The sequence below is a fragment of the Nocardioides sp. WS12 genome, from assembly GCF_014108865.1.
Lineage (GTDB): Bacteria > Actinomycetota > Actinomycetes > Propionibacteriales > Nocardioidaceae > Nocardioides.
In genome coordinates this window covers 1,011,602-1,023,570 of record NZ_CP053928.1, presented here as the reverse complement: position 1 = coordinate 1,023,570, position 11,969 = coordinate 1,011,602, and the positions used below count along the sequence as shown (strand labels likewise).

Genomic DNA, 11,969 nt, shown 5'->3' with positions numbered 1-11,969 from the left:
GTTCTGGCCTACCGGGTTCCGTTGATGATCAGACTCATGGCCTCGGCCCGGGTCGCCGGGTTGTGCATGGAACCGCGGATCGCCGAGGTGATCGTGCGGGCACCGGCTTTGCGGACACCCCGCATCGTCATGCAGAGGTGCTCGGCCTCGATCACCACGATCACGCCGCGGGCGTCGAGCAGTTCCATCAGCGAGTCGGCCACCTGGGTGGTGAGTCGCTCCTGGACCTGGGGGCGCTTGGCGTAGACGTCGACGAGCCGGGCCAGCTTGGACAGCCCGGTGATCTTGCCGCTCTCGGCGGGGATGTAGCCGACGTGGGCGACCCCCGTGAACGGCACCAGGTGGTGCTCGCACATCGACCACAACTCGATGTCGCGCACCAGGACCATCTCGTCGTGCCCGATGTCGAATGTCGTCGTGAGGACGTCCTCAGCGGTCATCCGCAGACCGGCAGTGAGCTCGGCGTACGCCCGTGCCACCCGGGCCGGCGTCTCCCGCAGGCCCTCGCGCTCGGGGTCCTCCCCGATCGCTGCGAGCAGCTCCCGGACGGCGGCCTCGGCCCGGTCATGGTCGAACGCAGGCACGTCAGCAGGCTCCCGTGCAGGCACGGTGATCGGGTCGGCCATCAGGGTCCTTCTGTCAGGTGCCGGCAGAGGGTGCGGGCGGCTGCGGGTCATTGGGCGGAAGGATCGGGGCACCGCCGTGGACGTCACCGTCCGGACCCGGAGGGGTCAAGATCTGACCGCTGTCCGATTCTGCCGCGGGTGCTCCGTTGACCGTGAGGCCGTTCTGCGCCGCCCGACGCCGGATCTCCTCGGGGATCTCCACCGGGGGGATCTCGGAGGGGATGCGCGTCGGCGAACCGGTCCAGGCCGGACGACGGGGACGCAGCCGCAGTGCGGTGAAGACCTCCGCGACCTCGGCCTTGTCGAGCGTCTCCTTGTCGAGCAGCGCCAGCACGAGCTGGTCGAGCACGTCGCGGTTCTCGACCAGGATGTCGAAGGCCTCCTGGTGCGCACCGGCGAGGAGCAGCTTGGTCTCCTCGTCGATGATCGCGGCGACGTCCTCGGAGTAGCCGCGGCCATGACCCATGTCGCGACCCATGAAGGGTTCGCCAGCAGCCTCGCCGAGCTTGATCGCACCGAGGCGCTCGGTCATGCCGTACTGGGTGACCATCGCGCGGGCGACGCTGGTCGCCTTCTCGATGTCGTTGCCGGCGCCGGTGGTCGGGTCGTGGAAGACCATCTCCTCGGCCGCCCGGCCGCCCAGCATGTAGGCGAGCTTGTCGAGCATCTCCGAACGGGTCTGGGAGTACTTGTCCTCATCCGGGAGCACCATCGTGTAACCGAGGGCCCGGCCGCGCGGCAGGATCGTGATCTTGTGGACCGGGTCGCCACCCGGCAGCGCCGCTGCGACGAGGGCGTGGCCGCCCTCGTGGTAGGCGGTGATCAGCTTTTCCTTCTCCGTCATCAGGCGGGTACGACGCTGCGGGCCCGCGATGACGCGGTCGATCGCCTCGTCGAGCGTCGCCGCGTCGATGACCTTCTTGTTGTTGCGCGCCGTGAGCAGCGCCGCCTCGTTGAGCACGTTGGCGAGGTCGGCACCCGAGAAGCCGGGCGTACGACGGGCAACGGCCAGGAGGTCGACGTCGGTGTAGAGCGGCTTGCCCCGCGAGTGCACGTCGAGGATCTGCTTGCGGCCGGCCAGGTCAGGCGCGTCCACGGGGATCTGGCGGTCGAAGCGGCCCGGACGCAGCAGTGCCGGGTCGAGCACGTCGGGACGGTTCGTCGCGGCGATCAGAATGACTCCGCCGCGGACGTCGAAGCCGTCCATCTCCACCAGGAGCTGGTTGAGGGTCTGCTCGCGCTCGTCGTGACCGCCACCCATGCCGGCACCGCGGTGGCGACCCACGGCATCGATCTCGTCGATGAAGACGATCGCGGGGGCGTTCTCCTTGGCCTGTTCGAACAGGTCACGGACACGCGAGGCACCGACACCGACGAACATCTCGACGAAGTCCGAGCCGGAGATCGAGTAGAACGGCACGCCGGCCTCGCCGGCAACGGCGCGGGCGAGCAGGGTCTTGCCGGTACCGGGCGAGCCGTAGAGCAGCACGCCCTTGGGGATCTTGGCGCCGACGGCCTGGAACTTGGCGGGCTCCTGGAGGAACTCCTTGATCTCGCCGAGCTCCTCGATCGCTTCGTCGCAACCAGCGACGTCGGCGAACGTGGTCTTGGGCATGTCCTTGCTGATCATCTTGGCCTTGGACTTGCCGAACTGCATGACGCCCTTGCCGCCACCCTGCACGTTGTTCATCAAGAAGATGAACAGCAAGATGATGAGCGCGAAGGGCAGCAGCGTCGCGAGGATCGAGCCGAGCAGGCTGGGCTTGGGGTTCTTCGAGTTGGCCTTCTCGATGGTGCCCTTGGCGACCTGCTCGTCAACAGCCGCGAGGATCGTTTCCTGCTGGCCGTTGATGTAGTAGGCGAGCACCTTGTCGCCGGTCTTGCGGGTGCCCTTGTCGAGAGTGGCCTCGATCGACTGGTCACCATCGATGAAGGTGATGTCCTTGACCTCGCCCTTGTCGATGTACTTCGACAACTGGGACGTCTGGACCTCGTCGTACCCTCCACCGGGCGCGAGCAACTGCAGGGCAAGGACCACGGCGAACACCGCAACGACGATCCAGAGCCAAGGCCCCCTGAAAACGCGCTTCACAGACTCAACCGCTCCTCGTCATCACATCAGAATCAGTCGACGGTACACGCCGACAACTCTGCCATTGTGTCCGGTCCCTGGTGACCGGAGCACCATTCACGAGTAGACGGAAGGCGAGAGGGTGCCGATGTCGCGCAGGTTGCGGTACTTCTCGCGGTAGTCGAGGCCGTAGCCGACCACGAACTCGTTGGGGATGTCCCAGCCGACGTACTTGGCCTCGATGGGCATCGTCAGGGCCTCGGGCTTGCGCAACAGGGTCGCGATCTCGACGCTCGCCGGGCCCCGGGAGCCCAGGTTGGACGTCAGCCACGACAGGGTCAGGCCGGTGTCGATGATCTCGTCGACGATCAGGACGTGGCGCCCGGTGATGTCGGCGTCGAGGTCCTTGAGGATCCGCACCACACCGGAGGACTTCGTCCCCGAGCCGTACGACGACACGGCCATCCAGTCCATCTCGACGTGCTTCGTCAGGGCGCGCGACAGGTCGGCCATGACCATGACCGCACCCCGCAGGACGCCCACCAGGACGAGGTCCTTGCCGTTGTAGTCGCGGTCGATCACGGCGGCCATTTCGGCGATCCGGGCCTGGATCTGGGCCTCGGTGAAGAGAACCTCGACCAGGTCGTTGCCGACGTCTGCTGCGTCCATGGGCGTCAGCCTGCCACAGCGGTGGGGCGGAACCGGAGGTGGGAGCGATCGCGGTACGCCGTCACGTGGCCCGGGAGCTGGACCTCGCCGCTGATCGCCCCCAGCGCCAGTTGGTGCAGGGCTGTGACGTGGACGTGGAAGAGCTCGGCGTCGCGCGCACCGGCGGCCAGCGCGGCCAGGCGCAGGACCCGGGTGGCGACGGCGCGGGGCACCTCGTCGAGTTCGCCCAGGTCGACGCTTGTCCCGTTGGTCGAGCTTGTCGAGACCATCGCCTCGTACGCCGACCGGGCGATCGCGTCGAGGGCCTCGACGTCGTCGCGGATCTGGTCCGCGGTGCGCGCCAGCGTGGCGGCGATCCCCGGGCCGAGCTCGTCCTCGAGGACCGGCAGCACCCGCTGGCGCACCCGCACCCGAGCGAACACCGGATCGTCGTTGTGGGGGTCGTCCCAGAACTCGATGCCCTCCGCCAGGCATGCCGCGACCGTGTCGGCGCGGGCGACGTCGAGCAGCGGGCGGTCGTAGTGCTCGAACGACCGGCGCATCCCGGCGATGCTGCGGGCACCGCTGCCCCGGGCGAGCCCGAGCAACACGGTCTCGGCCTGGTCGTCCCGGGTGTGGCCCAGGAGCACCGACTTGGCATCGAAGTGCTCACGCAACTGCCCGAGGACCTCGTACCGGGCGCGACGGGCCGCCGCCTCGACACCCAGCCCGGCCGGGTCGACCTGGACCCGGATCGAGGCCGTCTCGTCGGCTCCGAGCGCGGCCATCTGGAGGACGACGCGACCAGCATGGTCCGCCGACCCGACCTGCAGGCCGTGGTCGACGGTCGCGCCGATCACCCGGAGTCCTGCCTTCTGGCCCTCGAAGATCGTCGCGCTCAGCAGGGCCAGGGAGTCCGCACCGCCCGAGCAGGCGACCAGGACGGTCATGCCCCGGTCCAGGCCGTTGAGGTATCGGCGTACTCCCTGACGGACCGCAGCGACGGCCGGATGGAGTCCCATCAGACGGTGCCCATCAGACGGTGCCCATCAGCTGAGGACGCGGCGGACCCAGCCCTCGGGGTCGCTCAGTTCGGCCTTGCTCGGGAGGTTCTCCGGACCGGCCCACACGGCGTTGAACTCCTCCATGCCGACCTTGTCGACGACGGCGCGGACGAACTGCGCGCCGTCGCGGTACTGCGCCATCTTCGCCTCGAGGCCGAGCAGTCGGCGCAGCACGCGGTCCAGGGTGCCGACGCCCTTGCGGCGCTGGGTGAATTTCGCGCGGATCTTGTCGACGCTGGGGATCACGCTGGGGCCGACATCGTCCATGACCACGTCCGCATGGCCCTCGAGCAGCGACATCATGCCCGTGACCCGGTCGAGGATCTCGCGCTGCTCCGGGGTGCTGAACATCTCGACGATGCTGCCGCCGCTGCGGGCGGACTTGACCGCGTCGGTGATGCGTTCGAGACCACCGTCGATGAAGCTGCTCGGGTCGACCGCGTTGCTGATCGCGGCGACCTCCGAGAACAGGTGCTCGCGCATCCACGGCACTGCCGTGAACTGCACACGGTGGGTCTCCTCGTGCAGGCAGACCCACAGGCGGAAGTCGTGCGGGTCGACCTCGAGCTCACGCTCGACGTGCACGATGTTCGGCGCGACGAGGAGCAACCGGCCGTGCGGCGGGTGGAACGGGTCGAACTGCCCGAGCACCTTGCCGGCCAGGAAGCCCAGCAGGCCTCCGACCTCGGCGCCGGTGACCTTGGAACCGACCTTGACCGCGAGGCGGCCCGGCGGCTTCGCCTCCACCATCTTCTCGACCATCGGGCGGGTGGCGACCGCGAACGCCTCCGCATTGGCCTGGATCCAGCCGCGGCGGTCGACCACGAGGATCGGGGCCGTCCCGTCGGGGGCGTCGAGTCCGGTGAACTCGCGCACGAGCCCCGTCGAACGATTCGCGCCCGCCCGCAACTCCGCCACGGCGTCGTCGGCCTCGGTCCGGGACACGACCGGTCCCTCACCTGCCAGGCGCGAGCCGAGGGACACCGCGAGGTCCCAGTCGATCATCGGGGGGAGTTCAGCGGTCGGCTCGGACATGGAAGGAAGCGTAGGCCGTGGGCGGTCAGCGGCCGCAGGAGCAGGCGCCGAGGCTGGCCGCCGCGTTGTCCAGCGCCGTCTGCGCCAGCGTCTCCTTGGGATCCTTGATCCGGTCGGCCATCAACGCGAACGCCATCAGGTTGCCGTCGCGGTCGACGGCGATCCCCGCGAGCGACGACACGTTCGACAGGGTTCCGGTCTTGGCGCGCACCCGTCCGCGTCCGGCAGCCGGGCCCCTGTCCATCCGGTTCGCGAGCGAACCGGTGAAACCGGCGACGGGCAGGGCGGCCAGCAGCGGGCGCAGTTCGGGGTGGGCGTCGGCGGCCGCCATCCGCAGGACACCGATGAGTACGGCGGGTTCGAGTCGGTTGTCGCGCGAGAGCCCACTGCCGTCGTACAGGACGGAATCACCGAACTTCACGCCGTTCGCAGCGAGCACCCGCTCGACGCCGGCCTGCCCGGCCGCGGAGGATCCAGCGCCCTGGTCGGCGACACCGATCTGGCGCAACAGGACCTCGGCGGCCGAGTTGTCGCTGACCTCGATCAGGCGCTGCACGATCTGCGCGACGGTCGGACTGCTCACCGAACTGACCGGGGTCGCCGCTGCCGGCGCCACCGCATGGCCGGTACGACCGGTGGTCTTGATGCCGTTCCGGGCGAGCACCTTGCGGAACAGCTCCGCGGCGGTCACCGACGGAGCCATGACCCGTCCCGAGCCATCCGGGTCGCGGCCCTGGTCCACCCACAGGGCAGTGATCGGCGCAATGTCATCGGGCACGTAGCCCGGCTCCCAGGTCGGGTTGATCGCCGGACCGGAGAACAGCGAGTCGTCGTACGCGAACTGGACCGAGAGGATGCCGTCCGCCTTCAACGCCCGAGCCGTCAGCCGGGCGAGCGTCCGGATGCTGGCCCGCTTCGGCTCGAAGGTCGCCGACCCCGCCGTCGCGGGCTCCGGGGCACTCGACGAGAGGAACGGGTCGCCGCCCCCGACCAGGGTCAGGGTGGGCGTCGTACCGCTCCGGTCGAGGACGGTCGTGGTCTTGAAGACCTTGTCCCCGCCGAGCAGGAACAGCGCGACCGCCGACGTCACGATCTTCGTGGTCGAAGCCGGGATGGCCGTGACGGCGCCTTCGGCCTTCTCGTACGCGATGCCCGTGCCGTCCAGCGGCCCCACGGCTGCCAGCACGTGGGCGCCGAGGTCGGTGTCATTGAGGTCGCCGAGCGCCTGCTTCAGCGCCGCGGGATTCAGTGGGCCCAGCCCGTTGGCCGGCTCCGCCACCGCGCCCGGGAGTACGACGTCCGGCACATCGACCTCGGGCGGCGGTGCCACCGCGGCCGGGTCGGCGGGCACGCCCGACTGCCCGTTGCGGAAGTCGTCCCACTGCTGCTCGGCCCATCCGGTCTGCCAGGCGACGCCGCCGCCGGCAACCAGCGCGACCACGACGAACCCACCGAACGCCCTCTTCAGGCGCCCGGAACCCCGCTCCTCGTCGCTGCTGGCCACTTTTCCCTCTCCCCGACTGCGCGTTCGGAGACATTGTGCGGGACAATGACGCCGACAACGACGTGGGGCAGGCCTGAAGAACCAGCGGCCGCCCCCGCCGGACCCGACATCCGGGCCAGAAATTTGTGGAGGAAGCCAGTGCTGGAATTCGACGTCCTCGTGGAAATCCCCAAGGGGAGCCGCAACAAGTACGAGGTCGACCACGAGTCGGGACGCATGCGTCTCGACCGGTTCCTCTTCACCTCGACCATGTACCCCGCTGACTACGGCTACATCGAGGACACCCTCGGCCAGGACGGCGACCCGCTCGACGCCCTCGTGCTGCTGCAGGAGCCGACGTTCCCCGGCATCCTGATCAAGTGCCGTGCGATCGGCATGTTCCGCATGACCGACGAGGCCGGCGGCGACGACAAGGTCCTCTGCGTCCCCGCGGGCGACCCCCGCATGGAGCACCTGCGCGACATCAACCACGTGGCGAACTTCGACCGCCTCGAGATCCAGCACTTCTTCGAGGTCTACAAGGACCTCGAGCCCGGCAAGTCCGTCGAAGGCGCCGACTGGGTCGGCCGCGTCGAGGCCGAGGCCGAGATCAACGCGTCCTTCGAGCGCTTCAAGCTCGACCCGCACTGATCTGATCAGCCGAGTTGGGGTTTGTCACCCGCGAGTTGGGGTTTGTGACCCGCGAGTTGGGGTTTGTGACCCGCGAGTTGGGGTTTGGGTGAGCCAGCCGGGCAGGTCGCCGATGGGCCGGTCTCCGGCCACTTCGGCGAGGGCGTCGACCATCGCGTCGAAGCGGACGGCGCCGAGCTGATTCCGCCAGCGGTCCATGACGTGCTCGAAGCCGGCCGCGCTGGCGGCCAGGAACTCCTCAGCGCGAGGCGTACAACGCAGCTGGACCGCCCTTCGATCGCCCGGCACTGAGCCTCGGGCGACGTACCCGGCTCCCTCGAGGCCAGCCGCGGTCTTGGCCGCAGCCTGCTTCGAGACGCCAAGACGATGACCGAGCTCGTTGATCGTGCACCCCTCGGGGCCGATCGCCTGGAGCGCGAATCCGTGCAACGGCCGAGCCTCGGGATGGCCCTGCTCGGCCAGCTCCCCGTGGAGGGCATCGACGGCGTCCCGGAACGCGCCGGCCAGGAGCAGTACGACGCGCCAGCCCGGCTCGCTCATGAGTACCTCCAGTTCGACAACTCGGTTGACCATATCCAACGCGTTGCCTACGGTAGATAGACAACAACATTGTCTATCTACCTGGAGTCGGTATGCCCGCCGTCAAGATCGCCCGTTCGGAAAGTCGCGTCACCGAGACGCCCAACGCTTCGATGACCACGCTCGCGTCGCCCACCCAGGGCGGAACGCAGACGCTGAGCCTGTGGCGCGTCGCGATGCAGACCGGCCAGCGAGGACCACAGCACGCCTTTGACGTCGAGCAGGCGTGGCACGTGCTCGACGGCACGGCGACCGTGGTCGTCGACACCGAGACCATCGACCTGTCAGCCGGTGACACCCTGGTCCTGCCCGCCGGCGCGCAGCGGCAGGTCAGCACCGAGTCCGGCGCGGTGTTCGTCATCACCGGCCCGGCCAGCGGAGTGGCGACCCCGATCTCACCTGAAGGCCGTGGCGAGCCCGTCTCGCCCGCCTGGATCGCCTGACCCGTACGCCGCGAGACACAAACCCCAACTCGACGGTCACAAACCCCAAGTCGCGCGCGACAAACCCCAACTCGCGTCAGCGCGGAGCAAGCAGTGAGGACAGTTCGGTTGCGATCACGGCCGGGCTGTCGTCGTACTCCGGGGGCATCGGGACGAAGCTGACCGCGATCCGGGCGACGGTGCGCGCCAGCGTGCGGCGTTGGTCGACGTCGACGTCGGGCCAGGAGTTGCGCAGGGCGACCTCGAGCCGGGATGCGACGTGGGTCAGCAGGGTGCCCGCGTCGGCGGTCACCAACTGGACCAGGTCCGGATGCGCGTCACCGGCGCGCACGCGCTGGATGAGCGGGTCGGTCGCGGCGACCTCCAGGTAGATCTGCAGACCCGCTTCCAGCCCGGCGCGCGGGTCGTCGCGGTGCTCCTCGAGGGTGGCGGCGATCAGGTCGCACAGCGCGTCGGCCAGGGCGATCGTGTACGCCTGCGCCAGGCCGTAGCGCGACCCGAACGAGTTGTAGAGGGTCTGCCGGCTGACACCGGCGTCCTTCGCGACCGCCTCGAGGGTGACGTCTCCCCACGGCTTGGCCAGGAGCAGGTCCCGCAACGCCGTGAAGACAGCCTCGCGCCGCGCGGCGCTCCCTCTCCTCACGTGCGCTTGACTCCGCGGAAGTAGCCGATCGCTCCGCTCTTCTCGAGTACGACGTCCGCGATCCCTTGTCCCGCAAGCCAGCCCTGGAGGTCGTTGCTCGTGCAGCCGGGGCCGAGCACGCTGGCGAGTCGCCCGATCCGCCGCATCGGCTCGAACCGCAACCCTGTGTCGTTGAACAGGGCGCTGCCCGTGAGGACGCCGCCCGGCTTGAGCACGCGCGCCATCTCGACCACCGCACGTGCGGGGTCGGGGAAGCAGTGCAGCCCGGTGAAGGTGACGACCATGTCGAACGAGGCGTCGTCGAACGGCAGGTTCCCGACGTCGGCGATCTCCGGCACGACCTGGTCGGCGACCCCCCGCACCTCGGCTGCCCGCATCGTGCGGTCCAGCATCGCCTGCGCGATGTCGCCGGCGACGTACTCGACGCCCTGACCGGGCTTGAGGCCGCGCAGGGCGACGCCGCCCCCGCAGGGGATGTCGAGGATCCGCTTGCCGGCCGGTTGGGCACCGATCTCGGCGGCGGCCTTGTAGAGCCGGCTCAGGTCGCTGTTGATCCCGACCCGCCAGAGCGCTCCGCCGGCACGAGGGTGCTCGACGGTCCAGTCGTAGAAGGTCGCCCAGAGCGGGTCTTCGTCCCAGTCGCCGATGCCGGGGACGCGGGACAGTGCCTTGCGAATCATGGTTTCGAGGCTCGCTTCGCTCGCACCTCAACCACCGGGCTGGCTCGCTTCGCTCGCACCTCAACCACCGGTTGGATCAGCGCCGGGGCGCGCAGCAGTTCGGTCGGCACCGCGAACGCGTCGACCAGGTCGCCGGCGACCGGGCGCACCCGACGGCACAGGTCACCGATCTCGCGGGTGATCTGCTTGGACCGCTGCGTGGTGAGGCGACCGTGCTCCATGAACCAGGCGGCGTCGTCCTCGATGCTCGTCAACGCATACAGGTCACACAACATGTTGAGGGCGAGCTTGTTGTCCCCGTCATCGAGGGTCGCGAGCTTCTCGACGAACGCCTCGAGGACCAGCCGCTCGACGTGCGCCTTGGCCGTGGAGATCACGTGGTCCTGGACCCGGGAGAAGACCTCTCCCGGGTTCATCCCGGAGTCGACGCCGCGCTTGAGCCGCTTGGCGACGCCACCGATCCGGTGCTCCTCGCGGAACCGGAACATCGCGAGGTGGTAGCTCGGGTCGAGCAGGCCGCTGTCGGTGTACCAGGCGTCGTCGCGGTCGGGCAGCGCGTCACGGATCTGCTGCAGGATCTTGTGGACGCGGGTCTTCTCCAGCACCGTCTCCACGGCGACGCTGGCCACGAACCGGACCATCCCGAGCTGGTCGAGGTCGGAGAAGTCGCTGGCATAGTCGGTGAGCAGGCCCTTGCCGACCAGTTGCAGCAGGACGTGGTTGTCGCCCTCGAAGGTCATGAACACGTCCGTGTCGGCCTTCAGCGCGGCGAACCGGTTGACCGACAGATAGCCGGCTCCGCCGCAGGCCTCGCGGCACTCCTGGATGACATCGGTGGCGAGCCAGGTCGACAGCGCCTTCGTGCCCGCGGCGCGCGACTCCAGCAGCCGCCGGGACTCCTCGTCCGGAGTGATTCCCGAGAAGACGTCGTGCAGCCGGCTGGCGAGCACCTCCTGCGCGAAGTGCAGGGCGTAGGTCCGGGCCAGGCGCGGGAACAGCCGGCGCTGGTGCAGGCCGTAGTCCAGCAGCAGCTGCTCGGCGTCCTCGCCCTCCTTGGCGTTGCCCGTCTCGAACTGCCTGCGGTGCAGGCCGTACTTCACCGCGATCGTCAGGGCCACCTTCGCCGTGCTGACCGCGGCCGAACCGACCGAGACCCGGCCCTGGACGAGGGTTCCGAGCATCGTGAAGAAGCGGCGGCCCGAGCTCTCGATCTCGCTGACGTACTTCCCGTCCTCGGTCACGTCGGCGAACTTGTTGAGCAGCGCCTCGCGCGGGACGCGCACGCCGTCGAACCAGATCCGGCCGTTGTCGACGCCGTTGAGGCCCATCTTGTGGCCGTCGTCCTCGATCCGGATGCCCGGGAGGGGGTTGCCCAGCTCATCGCGGATCGGCACCACGAACGCGTGCACGCCGTGTCCCTCGCCCTCGACTTCGAGCTGCGCGAACACAGCCGCCATCCGGGCGTGCTTCGCCGCGTTGCCGATGTAGTCCTTGCCCGCTTCAGGCGTGCTCGTCGTGATCACGAACTCCCCCGCAGCCGCGTCGTACGTCGCCAGGGTGCCCAGCGCCTGCACGTTGCTGCCGTGGGCGGTCTCCGTCATGGCAAAGCAGCCGAACAGCTTGCCGGTGATCAGGTCCGGGAGATACGCGTCGTGGTGCCGCTTCGTGCCGAGCTGCAGGATCGCGCCACCGAACAGGCCGAACTGGACGCCGAACTTCACGAGCACCGACAGGTCGCCGTACGCGAGGGTGTCGAAGGCGGCGATCGAGGCGCCGATGTCCTCCCCGCCGCCGTACTCCTTCGGGAAGCCCACGCCGGGGGCGCCGGTCTCGGCGATCTCGAGGACCACCTCGCGCACCCGCTCGCGGAACTCGTCGCGGGTCATCGTCTCGGCGTCCTCCAGGACCGAGGCGTACGACGGCAGCAACCGGCGCACCTCGGTGCGCATGTCGACGTACTTGCCATCGAGGACGCTGGTCAGGCCAGGGACGTCGATCGTGAGTGCCGGGGGCTTGGTCGTGGTCGTGTCCTCAGCCATGGACTGA

12 protein-coding genes are annotated in these 11,969 nt (G+C 69.1%); 2 read left to right on the top strand and 10 right to left on the bottom strand.

What is annotated here, in order from left to right; all coding sequences use genetic code 11:
* Positions 1-8 precede the first annotated feature (8 nt).
* The 6 genes from folE to dacB form a co-directional block, all read right to left on the bottom strand.
* Positions 9-626, bottom strand: a complete 618-nt coding sequence (folE, locus tag HRC28_RS04705) for a GTP cyclohydrolase I FolE (RefSeq protein WP_182379014.1) — start codon at positions 624-626, stop codon at positions 9-11.
* 13 nt (positions 627-639) lie between these two features.
* The gene (ftsH, locus tag HRC28_RS04700; RefSeq protein ID WP_182379013.1) at positions 640-2,718 is read right to left on the bottom strand and encodes an ATP-dependent zinc metalloprotease FtsH; all 2,079 of its coding nucleotides are present in this window, start codon (positions 2,716-2,718) and stop codon (positions 640-642) included.
* A gap of 96 nt (positions 2,719-2,814) precedes the next feature.
* The gene (gene hpt / locus HRC28_RS04695; protein ID WP_182379012.1) at positions 2,815-3,366 is read right to left on the bottom strand and encodes a hypoxanthine phosphoribosyltransferase; all 552 of its coding nucleotides are present in this window, start codon (positions 3,364-3,366) and stop codon (positions 2,815-2,817) included.
* Positions 3,367-3,371: 5 nt separating this feature from the next.
* Entirely contained in the window at positions 3,372-4,367 is a 996-nt protein-coding gene (gene tilS, locus HRC28_RS04690; protein WP_182379011.1) for a tRNA lysidine(34) synthetase TilS, read from the bottom strand.
* 27 nt (positions 4,368-4,394) lie between these two features.
* Complete coding sequence (locus HRC28_RS04685; RefSeq protein WP_237111702.1) at positions 4,395-5,444, bottom strand: zinc-dependent metalloprotease; 1,050 nt, start codon at positions 5,442-5,444, stop codon at positions 4,395-4,397.
* A gap of 25 nt (positions 5,445-5,469) precedes the next feature.
* Positions 5,470-6,948, bottom strand: a complete 1,479-nt coding sequence (dacB, locus tag HRC28_RS04680; RefSeq protein WP_182379010.1) for a D-alanyl-D-alanine carboxypeptidase/D-alanyl-D-alanine-endopeptidase — start codon at positions 6,946-6,948, stop codon at positions 5,470-5,472.
* A 141-nt stretch (positions 6,949-7,089) separates the two neighbouring features.
* On the opposite strand from dacB, the gene HRC28_RS04675 reads away from it, so the two are divergent.
* On the top strand, positions 7,090-7,578 hold the full coding sequence (locus tag HRC28_RS04675; RefSeq protein WP_182380453.1) for an inorganic diphosphatase: 489 nt from the start codon (positions 7,090-7,092) through the stop codon (positions 7,576-7,578).
* Between the two features lie 24 nt (positions 7,579-7,602).
* Here HRC28_RS04675 and HRC28_RS04670 read toward each other — a convergent pair whose 3' ends face one another.
* Positions 7,603-8,118 (bottom strand): MarR family transcriptional regulator, encoded by a 516-nt coding sequence (locus HRC28_RS04670; protein ID WP_182379009.1) that lies wholly within the window; start codon positions 8,116-8,118, stop codon positions 7,603-7,605.
* Between the two features lie 92 nt (positions 8,119-8,210).
* Between HRC28_RS04670 and HRC28_RS04665 the strand changes: the two genes are divergently transcribed.
* Positions 8,211-8,600 carry a cupin domain-containing protein gene (locus HRC28_RS04665; RefSeq protein WP_182379008.1) on the top strand — a complete coding sequence of 130 codons (390 nt, stop codon included), beginning with the start codon at positions 8,211-8,213 and terminating at the stop codon, positions 8,598-8,600.
* A 76-nt stretch (positions 8,601-8,676) separates the two neighbouring features.
* On the opposite strand, the gene HRC28_RS04660 is transcribed toward HRC28_RS04665, so the two are convergent.
* Genes HRC28_RS04660 through HRC28_RS04650 form a run of 3 tightly spaced genes read right to left on the bottom strand, consistent with a single transcriptional unit; the run spans position 8,677 to position 11,962 of the window.
* Positions 8,677-9,243 carry a TetR/AcrR family transcriptional regulator gene (locus tag HRC28_RS04660; RefSeq protein WP_182379007.1) on the bottom strand — a complete coding sequence of 189 codons (567 nt, stop codon included), beginning with the start codon at positions 9,241-9,243 and terminating at the stop codon, positions 8,677-8,679.
* Positions 9,240-9,923 carry a class I SAM-dependent methyltransferase gene (locus tag HRC28_RS04655; protein WP_182379006.1) on the bottom strand — a complete coding sequence of 228 codons (684 nt, stop codon included), beginning with the start codon at positions 9,921-9,923 and terminating at the stop codon, positions 9,240-9,242. The genes HRC28_RS04660 and HRC28_RS04655 overlap by 4 nt, the downstream gene beginning before the upstream one ends.
* A complete protein-coding gene (locus tag HRC28_RS04650; RefSeq protein ID WP_182379005.1) occupies positions 9,920-11,962 on the bottom strand; it encodes an acyl-CoA dehydrogenase in 2,043 nt (680 codons plus the stop codon). The genes HRC28_RS04655 and HRC28_RS04650 overlap by 4 nt, the downstream gene beginning before the upstream one ends.
* Positions 11,963-11,969: the final 7 nt, after the last annotated feature.